Origin of the sequence: Flavobacterium sp. WG21 (assembly GCF_000335775.1) — a bacterium.
GTDB classification, from domain to species: Bacteria; Bacteroidota; Bacteroidia; order Flavobacteriales; family Flavobacteriaceae; genus Flavobacterium; species Flavobacterium tructae.
On record NZ_AMYW01000001.1, the window covers coordinates 249,243 to 266,984 of the forward strand.

Genomic DNA, 17,742 nt, shown 5'->3' on the forward strand with positions numbered 1-17,742 from the left:
GAAGATTACTAATTCAAACTAAAAAAAGCTGTTCGTTATGAACAGCTTTTTTGTTTTTTTAAGTTTGTGAAATGTGACAAGACTTATAAAATTCCGGTTTTTATGGTTTAGCAAAAACATGAAACATGAAACTTGAAACAAAAAAACTATTTCCTGCCTTCATCAATACGTTTCTGGATCAAATCCCAGGTATAGTAATGAAAAGTCATTCCGTTGCTCATCGCTACGAAAAGGCCATTTTTAAAGCTTCCGCCTAGATTGATGCTGGTAACATCGGCACCATCACATTCAATAGTCGATGTTGGAATTTCTGCCAAAAGCGGGTAGCTATTCGGATTGCCATTTGCTCCTTCTCTCGGGTACACCATAAAAGTGTTTGCTTGCTGGTTGGAGACCAGAATGTATCCGGTAGAATCTGTTTTCTTGTAAATTGCGATTCCTTCATTGTCTCCTTTAAAACCAGTTTTTCCAAAAATGGCGAGTTCTTTGTTGTCGTTTAAGGCAGGATCGGCTTTGTATTTTCTGATTCCGAATTGTTCATCGCAATACAAAATAGTACCTAGTTCATTATCTACTGCAATAGCCTCGATTTCTTTCTTCCCGCTGTAGGCACCAAACTTCCGAACGACTTTTGCTGTAGCAAATTTTCCATTTCCTGAAAGTTCGTATTGCCACAAGTAACTTCCTGATGGTCCTGATTTTCTGCCTACAATAGCAAAGATTTTTCCGTCGGTTTTTCGGGTATACAAAGCGATTCCCATTGGATCGCGTAATTCTTCACCCTCGAAAACAGCGATTCCACCGTTGTCAATTGCTTTTAAATCAGGTAAAGTAAAAATTCTTATTTTGTTTGATTCACGTTCTGTAGTAACAGCAACATCAACTTTTTTTCCATCTACGATTAAGCCGTAAGCGATATCAACATTGTTCGGGCGTTTTAGCACTTCAGATTTTGCAATGATTTTTCCTTTTAAATCAAAAGCGTACAAAGCACCATCTGTATCTTTATCCGTTCCAATAATAATGCTTTTCGAAGAATCTGTTGGGTGAATCCAGATCGCAGGATCATCTGTATCGTGAGGCAAGGCTTCGGTAACAACGGTTGGTTTTACAGCATTTGCAGCTACGGGTGCCAGTTTGTCTTCTTTACAAGCGACGAATAAAGTGCTTAAAAGTATAAAGGCGAGTATCGTTTTATTTTTCATTATGGATTCGATTTTTAATACCATTAGACAGAAACCGTTAGGCTCTGTCTAATGTAAGGATTTTAGGTGTAAATTATTATAAGTCAAGTTTCAAGCCGAAATTGTATCGGGCCTGATAGTACTCTGCTTGTTTGGTATGTGTTTTAACTCCCTGATAGTAACGCAAAGGCTGATTGGTCAAGTTGTTAGCTTCAGCAAAAAGACGAAGCTTTGATGTAATTTTGAATGAAGCGTTTGCGTCTAAGAAAAACTGTTTGTCGTAATAACTGTCTTTATAAGATTCTGAACCCAATTCATCTAAATAATCTGAAGTGAAATTGGTTGAAACTCTGGCAGAGAAACGTTTGTTTTCCCACGATAAAGAACCGTTAAACATATGCGGTGTGGTTCCTGGAAGACTGATATTGTTTCTTTCATTACCTTCTTCATCCGCGATTCCTTTTGCTTTAGATTTGGTATAGGTATAGTTCAGATAAATACCAAATCCTTTAAGGAATTTCCCCGGAAGGAAATCCAACTGACGCTGAAAAGCGATTTCAAAGCCATAAACATCAACAGTGTCTCCGTTTCTGGATTGTAAAAACGACCAGTTTTCACCTGCCGGAATTGGATTTGCCTGGTTTGGGAAATCAGCAGCAAATTTTGCAGCAGTGTACTGGTTGTCGCTATAATTGTAAATGAAATTTTCCAGTTTTTTATAGAAAACACCTCCAGAAATTAATCCGACAGACTTGAAATAGTTTTCGGCCATGAAATCATAATTGTACGAGTAGGTGGCGTCAAGATCCGGATTTCCGGCTGTAATTTCTTTTTCGGCAGCAATATTGTTTACATATGGGGCCAGAGCATAATAGTCCGGTCTGGCCAAAGCGGTTGTAGCGGCAGCTCTTAAAACTAAATCTTTGGTCGCGTTGTATTGGAATGAAATACTTGGCAATAAATTAGTGTAAGAATTGGTCGTGTTAATTTGACTTTCTAATTTTTCTTCATCCAGAACACGGTTTCCGGTATAATCAATATGAGTGTTTTCTACTCGAAAACCTAAAACCATAGACAGTTTATCGTTAAAATCCTGATCCCATCTTACATAAGCGGCATAAATGTTTTCTTTAGCATTAAAATTTACTGCTAAGAATTCTGATGGATCTGCTTTTTTGTTGAATAACGCAGCGTTGTTTAAATCTAAACTTCCTAAAAAGTTAGCCGAAGCAAAACTACCCGGAACATATTTACTTCCCGGATTAAAGTTTTGACCGTCATAGAAACTGTTTGGAATCTGCGACAGCAAAGCCATATCAGTATTGATTGGTGTGTAGGCGAAGAAATTGTTGTTTCTTTCTTTTTCTTTCAATCGAAGTCGGAGTCCGGTTCTTAATCTACCTTTTTGAGATGGTATAATAGTAAAAGGGAAACGGATATTAATTTTTGCTCCAAATTCACTTTCGCTGGTTTCGTTTGTATTTTCGGTAGCCGTTTGGAACTTGAATTTGTCCAGAGATTCTCCGGTGGTTGCGATTAACGGAAATTCGATATCAGATAGATTCTGAGTTAAGTCCAAACCTTTTTGACGGTATTCGATATAACGTTCTTCCGGACGGTATTCTCTGGCTTTTGCATAGTTAGCCGACCAGTCTAAATCCAGTTTAGAGTGGATTAAATGTTCTCCACGAATCGAATAATTCTGAACACGTTGGTCTTCTAAACGGCTGTTTTTATTACGATTATTGTCAGATCCGCCTTTGGTTTGACGTTTTACACGGCCTTTAAAAGCTGTAATTTGTCCACCATTATAAATGGGCTGAATATCATCGTAAGTAGTTCTGAAACGATTTTCTCTATCGTCTCTCCAGTTGTAAATGGCATTGGCAAAAATGGTGTTATTTTCATCAAATTTGTAATCTAATGCCACAGATCCGCTGCGACGAATACGCTGTACATCGTATTTTCTAATCTCGGATGCCTGCAAGTATTCATTTCCGAATTTATCTTTTACCCATTCGTTCTCAATATTATCAGATCCGTAATTCACATTGTTATAAGATCCGCTGAAAACGGCTCCCAGTTTATTGTCGAGAAAACGATTTCCATAAACCAGTCCGGCTGTATAAGAGGCGTGTTCGCGAATTGGCAGATAACCTCCCGCCAGTGTTGCAGAAATTCTCTCTCCATTTGGTGTAGCTCTTGTGATCAGGTTTACAGAACCTCCAATAGCATCTGCATCCATATCGGAAGTTAAGGTTTTGTTGACTTCAATTGTTGAAATCATATCAGATGGAATCAAATCCATTTGCACATTTCTGTTGTCTCCTTCTGCTGATGGAATACGATCTCCATTTAAGGTAACAGAGTTCAATGAAGGAGCAAGTCCACGGATAATAATGTTACGGGCTTCACCCTGATCGTTCTGCATCGTGATTCCCGGAACACGTTTTAAGGCATCCCCAACGTTGGCATCCGGAAAACGCCCCATTTGGTCAGAAGAGATTACGTTTCCAATGTTTTTGTTGTTTTTTTGTTGGTTCAGGGCTTTTGCCTGACCTTTTAAGATGTCTCCCACCACAACTTCGTTCAATTCAGTTCCCGAAGTTTTAAGTGCAAAATCAATTACGTTGTTTTTACCCTGTTCCACTGTAATTTCTTTTGTGAGAGCCGTGTATCCAATATATTTTACTTGTAACTGGTAGGTTCCTGCATTTATGCTAAGCAATTCAAAATGACCATTGTAATCTGTAACAGTGTATTTGTTCTCACCTACAATTTGAATCATTGCTCCCGGTAAAGGAAGTTTGTCATCTGTATCCAGCACTTTTCCGGAGATTATAGCCTTTTGAGCATAACCTGACAAGGCAAAAAACAGAAGTGTAATTACTAAATAAATTTTTTTCATTTGTGTTTTAGTTTGATTTGCTGCGAAACTAGAACCTGAATGTTATTAAAGGACTTGAAAAAAATTAACATAGTGTTATGATTCTTCGTTTACATTAAAAATAGATTAATGTTGAAATAACATTTAAATGAGAAATGTTTTTTAAGAACCCAACTTAAAAGAAATGAACTATTTAACTTAGAATTTAATTTTTTGGCGCTAAATTTGCCCTGTCAATTGAGCCCAAAGGGCGAACGGACGAAATAATCATCAATCAAAAATCATCAATCATGTTAAAACAATTTTTTATCCTTTGCTCCGGAGCCGATCGGGATCTGCTCGAAGGCTGTTCAAATGGCGAACAAACCAAATATGTTGGTATTGGCGCCACCGTTTTTTTTACTGCCGTTATGGCTTTTCTGGCCAGTGCTTACGCGCTTTTTACCGTTTTTGACTCTCTTTATCCGGCTTTAGCCTTTGGATTTGTCTGGGGCTTGCTCATCTTTAATCTGGACCGATTTATTGTTTCGACGATTAAAAAAAGAGATCGTTTTATGGATGAATTTATTCAGGCGACTCCCAGAATTATATTGGCTATTATTATTGCAATTGTAATTTCGAAACCTCTGGAAATTAAAATTTTTGAAAAAGAAATCAATACCGTTTTATTGAAAGAAAAAAAATGAGATGGAATTGGCAAACAAAAAACAGGTAGGCAATTATTTCAAATCAGATTTAGATAAAAACAAGGCTGAGATTGCCTCTTTGAAAAATGATATTCTGACAAAAGAAAAAGAAGTAAATGCTTTGTACTCTACTTATATCACAGAAGCTGAAGGGACTTCGGGAACGAAGAAACTGGGGAAAGGACCGGTTTATAAGGAAAAACGTGATAAACATGATGCGGCTTTAAAAGAGCTTGCAGCTTTAAAGACTACTAACGAAGCAAAAATTGCCGAGAAAGAAAAAACAGGAAAACAATTACAGGCTGACTTAGATAAAAAAGTCACACAGACACAACCGATCATTGAAGGTTTTGACGGGTTAATGGCGCGCATTAATGCCTTGAATAAGTTGCCTTGGCTTCCTTCATTTTTTATCATGCTGTTGTTTTTGGCAATTGAAACTTCTCCAATTATAGCAAAATTATTAGCTCCAAAAGGGGAGTTTGATTTCAAACAGGAAGAAGCTGAAACAGCTATGAAAGCAACTTTGGAACAAAATAAATACCAGCGTGAACTATTAGTGAAAACCAGTGCCCAAATGCATGATAAGGTGTATGCTGATATTGCGGGAGACAGAGGTCTTTTTGATTTACAGCGTAAAAATGCAAAAGAGTTACTGGAACTGCAATCGAATAGTTTTGTGGAGAAGCAGAAAGCTACTTTGTAAGTCGTAAAGTCAAAGGTCTAAAGTCATAAAGTAAAAAAGCCGGAATAGAATTTCTATTCTGGCTTTTTTGTTTTATACAGACAAAAGCATTAAGACTAAATTACATATAGCTTAAAATTTCTTTCTTATAAGTGTCATATTCTCCTTGCATGATTAAACCATTGTCAAGTAGTTTTTTATAATTCTGCAGTTTATCAAAAAGTTCTTCTTTGGATAAGTCGCTTAATTTACGTTCTCCTGTAGAAGTTGGAGCGGGTTGAATAGGTTCAAAAGTTTCATAAGGAGTAGCGGCAGCTGGCAAAATCTCGGCGAAACTGGTCACTTCTTCTGTTTCAACTTCTTCTACGTCGTCTTCAAAATCATCTTCAACGATTGGTGTTGCTTCAGTTATTGGAGTCTCAGAAGCAGCAGGATTTTTTAACAAATCCAATTGCTCTTTCGCATAAGTATAAATTTTTCTGGCCTGAGTTTTCGGAATATAATCGATCGAGATGGTCAGATCAGTTTTGGTGCCAAATGAAAATTCAGAACCTAAAATATTTTCTTTTACAAAAGTGCTCGCAATATCATCCCAGGTATAATCTGTAAAATCCATTGATAAACCTAAGTTTTTAGGTTTGCAGATAATAATACGTTTGTTGGTTAAGATTATGCTATCCGGAAAAACAGTTATTGCAGGTTTTTTTTGAACCGCAATGTACCCGATTTCTTCGTTTTTCATCAATAAATCATTGAGCTTCGAAGTGATTTTTTCAATCGCTTTAGGGTCTTGTTCTTCGTTCAGAAATTTTTTAAATTGTTCTTTCATGATTGATAAGTTGCTAAGTTACATGGTAACTGAGTTGCTAGTTTTTTGGTCTTATGCTGCAAATGTAATGCCTAATTTTCTAATTCGATAATTTCATTCTGAATTTTCTTTGTCAAACTTTTGAAAACCAATTCATACGAATGATCGATCAATTCTTTAAGGAAAGCGGTTGGTAAACTTCCGTTGAGAGCGATAGTATTCCAGTGCACTTTGCTCATATGAAATCCGGGTTTGATCTCTTCATATTCGGCTCTTAGTTCCTGAGCACGTTCGGGATCACATTTTAAGTTAACCGAGGGTTCGTTTTTTTCCCATTGTGATAAGGAGGATAATGCGAACATTTTTCCGCCAACTTTAAAAACCAAAGTGTCCTCGTCAAAAGGGAAGTGCTCGCTAACTCCTTTTTTTGAAAGACAATATTCGTAGTACGTTTCCAGATTCATATTATTTTTTATTTACCAATTTCACCTAAATGTGTATACTTAAAACCTTTTTGATATTTCAAACCATAACCGAAAAAACGATCCATTGCAGCATGAGAGAACAGAATGATTCCGATAAGTTGGATGTATTCTATTTTTAAATAATAACCTAAGATATAAATTATTATTGCAATTCCTTTATGGTGGAACAGGTTGTAGGATAAGGCACCAATTTTGGAATTAAATGCATAACCAATCATAGAAAAATCAGGAGTCAGAATGAAGACTAAAAACCACCACCACTGATAGCTTAAAAGGCTAAATAAATAGATTCCGAGAATAAACATTCCCAGTTCTTCAAGTTTGAGTATTGTTTTCATGATATTTTCTTTTCCATCATTTTTTCGGGATGTTGTAAAGCACTAAAACCAAATTTCTCGTATAAAAAGTGAGCGTCAGTGGTGGCTAATCTCCAAATCTGAATGTTTTTGAGCTGTGGATCGTTCATCATGTGTTCTATCAAAACAGAAGAATATCCTTTGCCACGTTGTTCTTCGGTAATAAAAACATCCATTACATAGCCAAAAACAACATAATCTGTAATGACTCTTGCAAAACCGATTTGTTTGTCATTAAGGTAAATGCCAAAACAAACCGAAGCATCTATTGTTGTTTGCACCTCTTCGATAGTTCTTCCGGCGGCCCAGTAAATGTCTTTCAGGAAATTTTGAATAAACGGAACATCAAGTTTGCTCTTATCTGTTGAAACTGTTATCATTTTAGAGGTTCGATTTTATATTTAAGATTTTACCTTGTAAGATTTGAAATCTGAAATAATATTGGTTTGCTTGGACTTGCATCATTTTCAAACGAAGCAATCTGGAGATTTAGTATATAGGCTCCATCTTCGATTTCATCCGAAACAAAAATCATTTCGGTAATGGTTGCGTTTAATCGTGCGTCGGAATTTAGATTGTGGGTGTCTTTTACATTCCAAAACGCTTTGTGTGCCAGTAATTTGCCCTCATCATGTTCTCTGTCAACACTTGGTAAGTCAATTAATAAATGCTGAATTTCGCTTTCACGGATGAAAATTGCGGCCTCTTCTGATAAATAGGGCGGATTGGTATTGGAATATTTCGTTGATTTTTTATCCTTTTGATTTGGAAGCGTTCTAATAATTAAAGCCTCAATTGTTTTGGTGGGCGAAGCCAAATCATGTATCCCATTGAGCGAAGTAGAACCATTTGTCCCATTGAGCGAAGTCGAAATGTGTTCTTTTGTAATTACTAAATCATCACCCATTTTTTCGGGTTCAACTGTAATCAGTTGGGCAGTAAAGAAAAATTGCTTTAAGCACTGATTGATACTGAAAAAGTCATTCGTAATATGCCCCAAACACTCTGTATGCGTTCCATGGCCGTGAGGGTTGAAGAAAATATTATTGAAATTAGTAGATGATTTCCCTTCAGATACCTTCCCAATCCAGTCACCAAAAACGACCGGTTCAATGACTGGTTTTTCGATGTACCAGGCAATCGGGTTTTCGTCTGTATTGGTTAACGGAATTGAAATATCAATGGGTTTTGATAAGTCGATTTCGAAGTTGTTTATTTTTGCTTTCATTTTACCGCAAGGTTCGCTAAGGTTTACGCAAAAGATCGCAAGGTTTTTTGCTTAAAATTATTGCGTTTTTAATTTTCGTTCAGGAAATACTAGAGCTTGTTTACAACTCTGCGTATCCCATTTTTTATTAAAACTACATTAAAGTTTATTAATAAACCTAATTTACAATTTGTTAATTTTAAATAGGTCAATAGTTGAGCGAAATGAATTTCATTTAAAGCATCGACGGATTTTATTTCCAAAATTACTTTATTTTCAATTATTATATCTAGTCGATAACCAATATCTAACTTTACTTTTTCGTAAATTAAAGGTAAAGGTTTTTGTTTTTCAATTTCTAAACCAGTCTTTTTTAATTCATAAAAAAGACATTCTTCATAAGCACTTTCTAAAAGTCCTGGTCCCAAAGCCTGATGAACTTTTAATGCACTGTTAAATACAATTCGCGATAATTCATTTTCTGACATGAGTTTTAATTTAGAATATTAAAGCTCAAATGTAGTATAAAAATTAAAAAAAAAGTAATTTTATTCCTACATTGTTTGAATTGCGCTCTTTGCGTAAACCTTAGCGAACCTAGCGGTTAAACTTCTTATTCCAAATTTAAATAAAACAAATCACTTGCAATTCCATCCGTTAAAAATTTTCCTTTTAAAGTTGGCCTAAGAATATTGTTTTCAATTGAAAGCAAATCATCGGTTAAGAATTTTTGAGATTGTTTTAGTAAATAATTCAAATATTCCGATCCGAATTCGTTTTCAATTCTTTCCAGAGAAACGCCCCAAATGGTTCGTAGCCCCGTCATAATATATTCATTATAACGATCTGAAACAGTCAGGATTTCTGTTTCAATAGGAAGCTCATCATGCTGAATTGCTTTTAGATACAAAGCGTTATTCGCCACATTCCAGCCTCTTTTGTGGCCGTCAAAACTATGAGCCGAAGGTCCAATTCCAATGTATTTTTTGCCAAGCCAATAAGCGGAATTGTTTTTGGAAAAGTAACCTTCCTTTCCAAAATTGGATAATTCGTAGTGAATAAAACCATTTTTTTCAAGTGTGTCAACCAGAATCATAAAATGATTGGAAGCTGCTTCGTCTTGTGGTTCTGCAATTTTACCGGTGTCAATCAGTTTTTTTAAAGCCGTTTTGGGCTCCACCGTCAAAGCATAACTCGAAATATGAGGAATCCCGAAGCTTAAAGCGGTTTCAATATTTTGTTTCCACATTTCGTCAGTAAGACCGGGAATTCCGTAAATCAGATCCAGTGAAATATTATCGAAATATTTTGTTGCTTCTTCTAAACATTTTTTGGCTTCCACCGAATTATGAGCGCGGTTCATCATCTTTAAATCGTCTTCATAAAAAGACTGAATTCCAATGCTTAAACGGTTTATAGGGCTTTTAGATAATTCCAGAATACGCTCGGGAGATAAATCGTCGGGATTGGCTTCGAGTGTGATCTCCGGATTTTCTGCAACATTGTAATTCTTGTAAACGTTCTCGATTAAAAAGTTGATCTCATCATTACTCAAAACGGACGGGGTCCCGCCACCAAAATAAATGGTTTCTATTTGATTGTCGCTTCGAGCGGAGTCAGTAAGGTTCAATTCATTTTTTCGCAGGATAATTTCTTTGGCTAAAGCCAAAACCATCTCGTCTTTCTTTTTCATTGAAGTCGAAAAATGAAAGTCGCAATAGTGACAAGCCTGCTTGCAAAAAGGAATATGGATGTAGATGCCGCTCATGATTTTAGTCTCAGTTTTCAGTCCCGGTTTTCAGTCTCAGTATTTTTTAGTTGTAAACTGTGACTGCGACTGAAAACTATTTTTTAATTCGTTCTTCATTTTGTTTCACAAAAGCATCCCAACCCGAATAACTTTTACCGGCAATAACTTTACCGGAATTAAAATGATGACAAACGGCAGCCGCAAGACCATCTGTTGAGTCGAGGTTTTTGGGTAATTCTTTTAGTCCAAGAAGCTGCTGGAGCATTTTTGCGACCTGTTCTTTACTGGCATTTCCGTTTCCGGTAATCGCCATTTTGATCTTTTTCGGTTCGTACTCTGTGATCGGAATTCCTCTCGAGAGTCCCGCTGCCATTGCAACACCCTGTGCACGCCCTAATTTCAGCATCGATTGAACGTTTTTGCCAAAGAAAGGAGCTTCAATCGCAATTTCGTCCGGATGGTGTGTTTCTATTAGTTCGATGGTACGCTCAAATATGATTTTTAATTTTTGGTAATGATTGTCGTATTTGGATAATTGCAGTTCGTTAAGCTGCAGAAATTCCATTTTTTTATTGGTGACTTTAATTAATCCGAAACCCATAATTGTCGTTCCGGGGTCAATACCTAATATGATGCGTTCTTTTGTCAATTTTTTTGTTTTGGTTACACAAAGTTGTACTAAGTTAACACAGAGATTCACAAAGTTTTTTTGATTCTCTTCGTGTGTCTTTGTGAATGCTCAGAGAATCTTTGTGAAATAGCTTTTTCGTAATAGTTTGCTTTACTTTGCAGCATGATTTCAATTCCTCACAAAGCTAAGCAATTCCTTGTTCTTCTAATCAAACTTTTGATTGTAGGAGGTGCATTTTACTTTATTTATGATCAGTTGGCGCATAATGATCAATTGGACTGGCAAAAATTCATCGTACTGTTTCGTAAAAATCAGTCCGTATTAGGAATTGGGTTTATATTGCTTTTGAGTGTTTTGAACCGTTATTTCGAGATCCTGAAATGGCAAAATCTAGCTAAAGTAATTCATGAGATTTCTTTAGGAGAAGCCACAAAACAGGTATTGGCAGCTTTAACAGCCGGAATTTTTACGCCAAATGGAGTAGGAGAGTACGCCGGAAAAGCCTTGTATTATCCGAAATCAGAGGCAAAGAAAGTAATTTTCTTAAACCTGATCTGCAACGGAATCCAGATGATCTTAACGGTGATTTTCGGGATTTTTGGGTTATTGTATTTCAATGCCAAATATGAGATTATTACAACGCAAACGGTTGCCGTTTTGTTTGGAGGCTTTGTATTGCTTTTCGTTGTTCTGTTTTCCCTAAAGAAAATAAAAATTAAGGGATATTCAATCGAGAAATTGATACATAAGATTAATGAAATCCCAAAATCAGTTCACCGTAAGAATATTGTTTTAGGAATTTTACGATATTTGGTCTTTTCACATCAGTATTACTTTTTGTTCTTGGCTTTTGATGTTGATTTGCCTTATTTTACATTAATTGCTACTATTGCTGTAGTTTACTTTTTGGCTTCGTCACTGCCTACTTTTCAGTTTCTGGATTTTGCGGTAAAAGGAAGTGTTGCGATTTATTTCTTTGGAATTTTAGGGGTAAACGAGTGGATTGTAGTTTTTATCAGCACGTTGATGTGGTTTCTTAATGTGGTTTTACCGGTTGTTATAGGAGCTTATTATGTACTAAATTTTAAGACCAAAACAGCAGAATGATTTGGGTTTTGTCTGTCATATTAGGTATTTATTTGATTACCATTGGTTTGCTTGTTTATGGTTTTTTTAAAGTAAAAAAGTACCAAAATACAGATTTGAAACCTCAAACAAGCTTTACAATTATAGTTCCGTTTCGGGATGAAGAAGAGAACTTACCTAACCTTTTAGAAAGTTTTTCAAAACTGAATTACCCTAATGATTTGTTTGAAGTTATTTTGGTAGATGATAATTCTAAGGAGAAATTTCAAGTTTCAAGTTTCAAGTTTCAAGTTTCACAAATTGACAATGTCCGGATTTCGAATTCTCCCAAAAAAGATGCTATTTCGACTGCCATGCAGTTGGTGAAAACGGGTTGGGTTGTTACTACAGATGCCGATTGCCTGGTGCCTGAGAATTGGTTGTTGACATTCGATAATTACATTCAGCAAAATAAGGTTTCGATGCTGGCAGGAGCTGTAACGTACGAATGTGAGAACTCTTTTTTGCATCATTTTCAGCAATTGGATTTAACGAGTCTGCAAGGTGCTACTATTGGAAGTTTTGGCCTTCAAAGCGCTTTTATGTGCAACGGAGCCAATTTTGCGTACACTAAATCCCTGTTTGAAGATTTAAATGGATTTGAAGGGAATAGCAAAATTGCCAGTGGAGATGATGTGTTTTTACTGCAAAAAGCGGTTGGTTTATTTCCTGATGAAGTTCACTATTTAAAAGCGGCAGCTGCAATTGTAAGCACAAAACCAACGAAGGACTGGAAGACCTTATTTTATCAAAGGGTTCGTTGGGCAGCCAAAACAAGTTCGTATCAAAGCAGTTTTGGAAAGTTATTAGGTCTTATTGTTTTTTTAGGAAATTTGAGTTTTGTAGTAGGGTTTTGTAGTGTTGTTTTTTCGATTTTACCTTATTACTTTTTTGTTTTGTTGGCTTTTTCAAAATTCACAATCGATTGTATTTTACTCTATGCTACGAACCGTTTTTTAGTGAAAGACAAAATAAAAAGCTTGTTCTTAAGTAGTTTGTTGTATCCTTTTTTTAGTTCGGCTGTGGCTTTATACAGCTTGTTTGGCTCTTATGAATGGAAGGGAAGAAAGTTTACGAAATAGAATCTCTCCTATATAAACGAGAAAACAACTATTTTTTTTCTTTTGCCTTGAGAATAACAGGTAAGATAAATTGCGTTTTTACCGGAATTCCACGTTTAAGTGCCGGATTTACTTTAGGGAAATCGACCAGGCGGGCATGTAGAATACTATCGATTTTAATAGTGTCGTAGGCAACAGAATCTTTAGGAAATTGAGGTTCGAATTTCATTGTTGAGTTTGGAAAAACGGTCACTTTCACTTCGATGGTGTCAAGTTCGGGATAGAGTATGGAAAGGGTGTCAATATCCAGTTTTTCCTGAATAAGTTGTGCCATTACCTCAAAAAAGCATTGTTGACGTTGCTTTTTATCGGTAATTTTTTCGCAATTGGCAACAGATGGAAATTCATCAACTTCTTTCCAGTTAATCGATTTTAGTTCTTTTTGAAGTAATTCTTTTTCAGACGGAACCTTCTTCTCAAAATATTGACAAGAATGGAAAAATAGAATTACGAATAAAAGGAAAAACTTCTTCAAGACTTTGATGTTGGATTGAATAAATAAATTAGAATATAAAAATACAATTATTTTTTTTGAGAAGCTTTGAATTGCAAATAATCTTCATAATTTTCCGACAGCCATTTTTCTTTGTTTTTTGCCGCAACTTCTTTTTCTTCAGGATATAAAGAAGCTAGTCGGTCAGAAAAAGCAGCAATTCGAACGGTGTAATTGTAGTACTCCGTTTTACTTAATACAATATTTGGATCATTTTTTCGATTAAAATATTCGAAGAATAAAGTATTAAAATCTTTCATCGAAAAGTTGAGCACTTTTTTCTTATTACTTTTATAAATGCTGTCTTGCAGAAGTCTGTCGTCTATTGAGAGTTTTTTAGTTTGGGCATGTAAATTGCTATTGATGACAAGGATCAGAAAACTACAGGAGATAAATTGCAAAAATTGACGCATTAATTTGTTCCTTTAGAAAGTTTGTAGATCAAATTTACAAAAAAATAGACATGGATTTACTATTGTTGTTGCTTGGATTTATATGCATGATTGTTGGGATTTTTGGCAGTTTTCTGCCTGTATTACCCGGATTGTCATCTTGCTGGGTGGGGTTGTTACTGCTGTACCTGACCAAGGCGGTTGAAAACAATTATTGGGTTTTAGGCATTACACTTTTGTTAACGATTGTAATTACGATTCTTGATTATATCATTCCGGCAAAAGGGACTAAAAAATTTGGGGGTAGTTCATATGGGGTCTGGGGAACGAACATTGGTCTAATCGTTGGTATTATTGCTCCTATTCCTTTTGGAGTAATTATCGGGCCTTTTGTTGGGGCTCTTGTTGGAGAGTTGATTTACGATTCGACCAATCATCAAAGAGCACTGAAAGCGGCAACAGGATCCGTTTTAGGGTTTTTGGCGTCGAGTTTTGTAAATTTTTTATGCTGCATTATTTTCCTGGGTATTTTTATTAGCATTGTCTGGCAAAATCGTGTATTACTGTTTTAAATCGCGTATTTATCCTTAAGCTTTTTCTTATTTTTTAATTTTTTATCAAAAAAAATGTGATTTTTTTTTGAGAGGATTTTTCTTTGTTTTGATAACGAATGGGTTATGTTTACTGGAGGTTCGGGATTTTTATGTTTAACAACTGTTTAAGCTACATTTCACCATTTAACTTATTTTTTGGAAATGTTAGAATATTTTATATTTTTATCCTGATAAACGATAAAAAGCCTCACTTCGTCGATTATTTTTAACGGATTTAAATAATTTCAAACAAGTTAAATATGACTCCTAACCTACAAATTGAACTTAGACGTTTTATTTCTTCTAATGTTGTTTCAAAGTTGAACAAGTTTTATTTTGAAAATGATGCACTTTTAATTAAAGGAATTGATGTTTCGATAGGTACGGTTTTAATGGGGTTGTACAACAGGGCGGAGGAGTCGGATTTTTACAAAGGAATTACTTCAATGATGCAGGACGATTCCACTTTCTATCAGGAAGTCGATTTTACATCAGGACGTATTTTATCAGTTGATGATTGTTATCGATTAGAAGGGAATAGTTTGCTGAAGGAAATATTTACCAATAAAAAAGGCAGGATTTCTGAAATGATTTCTAATGAAGTTGGAATCAAAAGTGAAACAGCCCGAGAGATTCTTAATTTTTCTGCCTTACTAGTCGTCTCTTATCTTAAGAATAATATCCAAATATTAGAGAGTTTAAAATTGCTTTTAGAAGATCAAAAAAGAGATATTTTAAACAGTATTCCTCCCGGAATCAAAATTATCCTCGGTTTTTCCTGTTACGAAACGGTAGAAGAAAAAAACCAATCTATAGGAAGATCTATTTTTACTTTATTCGGTCATAACTTTTTCAGCTTCTAAATAAAAAAAATCCCGTCTTACAGTGTAAAACAGGATTTATATTTAAATCAATTTGAGTAGTTTCTTATACGTTTTTCAAGTTGATAACTTCTTGGTCAGTTAAAAAACGCCAGTTACCTCTCGGTAAATTCTTTTTAGTTAAACCTGCAAACGATACACGGTCAATACGTAATACGTCATAGTCAAAGTTTTCGAAAATAGCACGTACTACTTTTACATTCGAAGAACGTAATTTAAGACCTACTTCACTTTTTGCTTCTTTTTCAATATAACTGATTTCTTCTACGAAAACGCGGTGTCCGTCAAGAACTAAGCCTTTACTTATTTTTTCTAAATCTTCAAATTTCAAGTTTTTATCCAAAGAAACCTGGTAAATTTTAGATGATTTTTGATTTGGTAAAGTAAATTTACGAATCATGTCCGTGTCGTTAGTAAACAGCAATAAACCGGTTGTGTTTTTGTCCATTCTTCCAATCGGAGCAATTTTTGCCGTTGTAGAACCACGAACTAACTCTAAAACATTACGATATTCCTGACCTTCGTCAAGAGCAGTGGTAAAGTTTTTAGGTTTGTTTAATAAGATGTATTCTTTCTTTTCAGGAGTCAAAGTAACACCGTCGAAATTTACAACATCATTTAATTTTACTAAATAACCCATTTCAGTTACCGGAACTCCATTTACTTTAACATTTCCGGACTGAATGTATATATCGGCATCACGACGAGAACAAACACCTGAATTTGAGATGTATTTGTTTAAACGAATTTCGTCTGAAGCTTTTTGTCTTTTTGGAGCCTGATTCTGTTTTTTAATTTTCTGCGCCTTTTCTTCTTCGGCAGCCTTCACAGCAGGTTTCACCTTTTTCGGCCCTTGAGCACGTTTTGCCATAGGAGGTTTTGGCTTGTTAGAGTTTGGTCTTGAGCTATTTGGTCTCGAACCGCCTCTTTTATTATTGCCTTCCTTATTGTTCATAAATTCTGTAATTTGTGCAAAGATAGTTTATTCTTGCTAAATAATCCTAAGTTCATTGTTCTTAGATTGATAGCTGTTGTTTTTTAGAGTTATAAGAGTGTTACAATTGTCTTTTTTTAAGCGTTTTGAAAGTTACACTATGGAGATTTTGCACTGTGAAAGCAAAACAAAGGGCAAAAATGACCTATTAAACCGTTAGGATTTTAGTAATAAATTTTTCCCATGCCATAAGACAGCTGGATTAATTAATACGATGCAAAATACTCCCGAAACAATCAGGAATTTTAAGATATTGTGTAATAGTAAAAATTGTTCCTTAGAGTTTGATTTCCATAAATAAATCAGGAAAAACAGCAATATGCCAAAACAGACATAAAAGTAAATGTCCATATAGCCCACATCGTAAATGTTGATTAAAATATAAACCGGAACCACTGTCAGGATCGTTAAAACTGTAATGATTTGTTTGGAAACCGTTTCGTTGTAAAGTATTGGGATTGTCCTGTAATTGTTTGCTAAATCACCTTTAAGATTCTCCAGATCTTTTATCATTTCCCGAATTAGCAACAATAAAAACAAGAAAACCGCATGAGATGAAATAACCATGAAATGACTCATGTGATTCTCGATTTCTTCAAATGAAATTTTGTTGTAGAAATATAACAGAATAGCAAAGAATGGAACTACTGCCAGGAAGGCCGCACAGAGATTACCAACAATAGGGTATTTTTTTATTTTATGTGAGTAGAACCAAATGAGGAAAATGTATGCCGAAAAGAATAGAAAAGCACGCCAGGAAACAATCAGCGCCATTAAGGCTGCAATGAAGTTGAGTGTAAAATAAACGGATAGTTTTGTTTTTTGGCTGACTAATCTGTCTAACATTGATTTGTTAGGTCTGTTGATTAAATCTTTTTGACTGTCGTAGAAATTATTGATAATATAACCCGAAGCAATAGTGATTGCGGAAGCAAAAACGATTAAAAATAAATTGAAATCCAGCAAAATATCCAGTGCTCTTTTTTCCGGTGCCAGTATAAAAATAGAGGATAAGTATTGAGCCAAAACAATAATCGGGATGTTATAGCCTCTCACTACGGAGAACAAACTAACAATTTTCATTACTAAAAGTTTGTGTTGTCTGCTTAACATTTTTTGAGTTTGGTTTCAGGTTTTAATTCTAGACTTGTTTTTAGGTTCTCCTTCTGCAAAACATAGATAGACTCCCGGTGAATTTGTAGCATCAGGAGTCGAAAAGGAAAAGTTGTGGTCCGGTTGCAGAGCAGATAAAGACAATGACAGCAACCTCTTCAATAGCCAATGCCAAAAACTTTACTTTCGTGTAGTGAACAGTGATTTTTTGAACAATACTAAATCCTTTTTCTAAAAGTGTCGCTAATAAAATTAAAGGTGTTAAAAATAGAATTCCTCCTGAAAAAGCCGCTTTGTTAATCTTTAAAATACTATTCATAAGTTTAAACTTTTAAGGCCTATTTAAAGAAA

General features: G+C 35.2%; 19 protein-coding genes and 1 pseudogene. 5 read left to right on the plus strand and 15 right to left on the minus strand.

What is annotated here, in order from left to right; translation table 11 throughout:
* Positions 1–146: 146 nt before the first annotated feature.
* Together C245_RS0101100 and C245_RS0101105 are read right to left on the minus strand one after the other, a co-directional pair.
* The gene (locus C245_RS0101100) at positions 147–1,205 is read right to left on the minus strand and encodes a phytase (RefSeq protein WP_035745995.1); all 1,059 of its coding nucleotides are present in this window, start codon (positions 1,203–1,205) and stop codon (positions 147–149) included.
* A 76-nt stretch (positions 1,206–1,281) separates the two neighbouring features.
* Positions 1,282–4,092, minus strand: coding sequence for a TonB-dependent receptor (locus C245_RS0101105; protein ID WP_017494741.1), 2,811 nt, complete (start codon positions 4,090–4,092; stop codon positions 1,282–1,284).
* 269 nt (positions 4,093–4,361) lie between these two features.
* On the opposite strand from C245_RS0101105, the pseudogene C245_RS22575 reads away from it, so the two are divergent.
* A pseudogene (locus C245_RS22575) lies at positions 4,362–5,463 on the plus strand (DUF4407 domain-containing protein).
* Between the two features lie 100 nt (positions 5,464–5,563).
* Here C245_RS22575 and C245_RS0101115 read toward each other — a convergent pair.
* From C245_RS0101115 to ruvC, 8 genes are all read right to left on the minus strand, one after another.
* On the minus strand, positions 5,564–6,271 hold the full coding sequence (locus C245_RS0101115; RefSeq protein WP_017494742.1) for a PH domain-containing protein: 708 nt from the start codon (positions 6,269–6,271) through the stop codon (positions 5,564–5,566).
* A 71-nt stretch (positions 6,272–6,342) separates the two neighbouring features.
* On the minus strand, positions 6,343–6,714 hold the full coding sequence (locus C245_RS0101120; RefSeq protein ID WP_017494743.1) for an MmcQ/YjbR family DNA-binding protein: 372 nt from the start codon (positions 6,712–6,714) through the stop codon (positions 6,343–6,345).
* A gap of 8 nt (positions 6,715–6,722) precedes the next feature.
* Positions 6,723–7,073 (minus strand): DUF4260 domain-containing protein, encoded by a 351-nt coding sequence (locus C245_RS0101125; RefSeq protein ID WP_017494744.1) that lies wholly within the window; start codon positions 7,071–7,073, stop codon positions 6,723–6,725.
* Positions 7,070–7,471: a GNAT family N-acetyltransferase gene (locus C245_RS0101130; RefSeq protein WP_017494745.1), complete on the minus strand. Its 402-nt coding sequence runs from the start codon at positions 7,469–7,471 to the stop codon at positions 7,070–7,072. Before C245_RS0101130 ends, C245_RS0101125 begins: the two co-directional genes overlap by 4 nt.
* A gap of 29 nt (positions 7,472–7,500) precedes the next feature.
* Entirely contained in the window at positions 7,501–8,319 is an 819-nt protein-coding gene (locus C245_RS0101135) for a cyclase family protein (protein ID WP_017494746.1), read from the minus strand.
* 89 nt (positions 8,320–8,408) lie between these two features.
* The gene (locus C245_RS0101140; RefSeq protein WP_017494747.1) at positions 8,409–8,786 is read right to left on the minus strand and encodes a GxxExxY protein; all 378 of its coding nucleotides are present in this window, start codon (positions 8,784–8,786) and stop codon (positions 8,409–8,411) included.
* 125 nt (positions 8,787–8,911) lie between these two features.
* Positions 8,912–10,066 (minus strand): radical SAM family heme chaperone HemW, encoded by a 1,155-nt coding sequence (gene hemW / locus C245_RS0101145; protein WP_026109794.1) that lies wholly within the window; start codon positions 10,064–10,066, stop codon positions 8,912–8,914.
* Positions 10,067–10,142: 76 nt separating this feature from the next.
* Positions 10,143–10,697, minus strand: a complete 555-nt coding sequence (gene ruvC, locus C245_RS0101150; protein WP_017494749.1) for a crossover junction endodeoxyribonuclease RuvC — start codon at positions 10,695–10,697, stop codon at positions 10,143–10,145.
* Between the two features lie 144 nt (positions 10,698–10,841).
* Here ruvC and C245_RS0101155 point away from each other — a divergent pair, with 144 nt between their 5' ends.
* Both C245_RS0101155 and C245_RS0101160 read left to right on the plus strand, forming a co-directional pair.
* Entirely contained in the window at positions 10,842–11,786 is a 945-nt protein-coding gene (locus C245_RS0101155) for a lysylphosphatidylglycerol synthase domain-containing protein (RefSeq protein ID WP_017494750.1), read from the plus strand.
* On the plus strand, positions 11,783–12,886 hold the full coding sequence (locus tag C245_RS0101160; protein WP_017494751.1) for a glycosyltransferase: 1,104 nt from the start codon (positions 11,783–11,785) through the stop codon (positions 12,884–12,886). Before C245_RS0101155 ends, C245_RS0101160 begins: the two co-directional genes overlap by 4 nt.
* A 28-nt stretch (positions 12,887–12,914) precedes the next feature.
* Here the strand turns inward: C245_RS0101160 and C245_RS0101165 are convergent, their stop codons facing one another.
* Together C245_RS0101165 and C245_RS0101170 are read right to left on the minus strand one after the other, a co-directional pair.
* Positions 12,915–13,400, minus strand: a complete 486-nt coding sequence (locus tag C245_RS0101165; RefSeq protein WP_017494752.1) for a hypothetical protein — start codon at positions 13,398–13,400, stop codon at positions 12,915–12,917.
* 47 nt (positions 13,401–13,447) lie between these two features.
* Positions 13,448–13,831 (minus strand): hypothetical protein, encoded by a 384-nt coding sequence (locus C245_RS0101170; RefSeq protein ID WP_017494753.1) that lies wholly within the window; start codon positions 13,829–13,831, stop codon positions 13,448–13,450.
* A 50-nt stretch (positions 13,832–13,881) separates the two neighbouring features.
* Here C245_RS0101170 and C245_RS0101175 point away from each other — a divergent pair, with 50 nt between their 5' ends.
* Positions 13,882–14,382, plus strand: a complete 501-nt coding sequence (locus C245_RS0101175) for a DUF456 domain-containing protein (RefSeq protein ID WP_026109795.1) — start codon at positions 13,882–13,884, stop codon at positions 14,380–14,382.
* A gap of 281 nt (positions 14,383–14,663) precedes the next feature.
* Positions 14,664–15,266 carry a DUF937 domain-containing protein gene (locus C245_RS0101180; protein WP_017494755.1) on the plus strand — a complete coding sequence of 201 codons (603 nt, stop codon included), beginning with the start codon at positions 14,664–14,666 and terminating at the stop codon, positions 15,264–15,266.
* Positions 15,267–15,330: 64 nt separating this feature from the next.
* Here the strand turns inward: C245_RS0101180 and C245_RS0101185 are convergent, their stop codons facing one another.
* The 3 genes from C245_RS0101185 to C245_RS0101200 all read right to left on the minus strand — a co-directional run bounded on the left by C245_RS0101185 (position 15,331) and on the right by C245_RS0101200 (position 17,710).
* Positions 15,331–16,239, minus strand: coding sequence for a pseudouridine synthase (locus C245_RS0101185; RefSeq protein WP_017494756.1), 909 nt, complete (start codon positions 16,237–16,239; stop codon positions 15,331–15,333).
* 195 nt (positions 16,240–16,434) lie between these two features.
* Positions 16,435–17,391, minus strand: coding sequence for a geranylgeranylglycerol-phosphate geranylgeranyltransferase (locus tag C245_RS0101190; RefSeq protein WP_017494757.1), 957 nt, complete (start codon positions 17,389–17,391; stop codon positions 16,435–16,437).
* A 91-nt stretch (positions 17,392–17,482) separates the two neighbouring features.
* Entirely contained in the window at positions 17,483–17,710 is a 228-nt protein-coding gene (locus C245_RS0101200; RefSeq protein WP_017494759.1) for a hypothetical protein, read from the minus strand.
* Positions 17,711–17,742 lie beyond the last annotated feature (32 nt).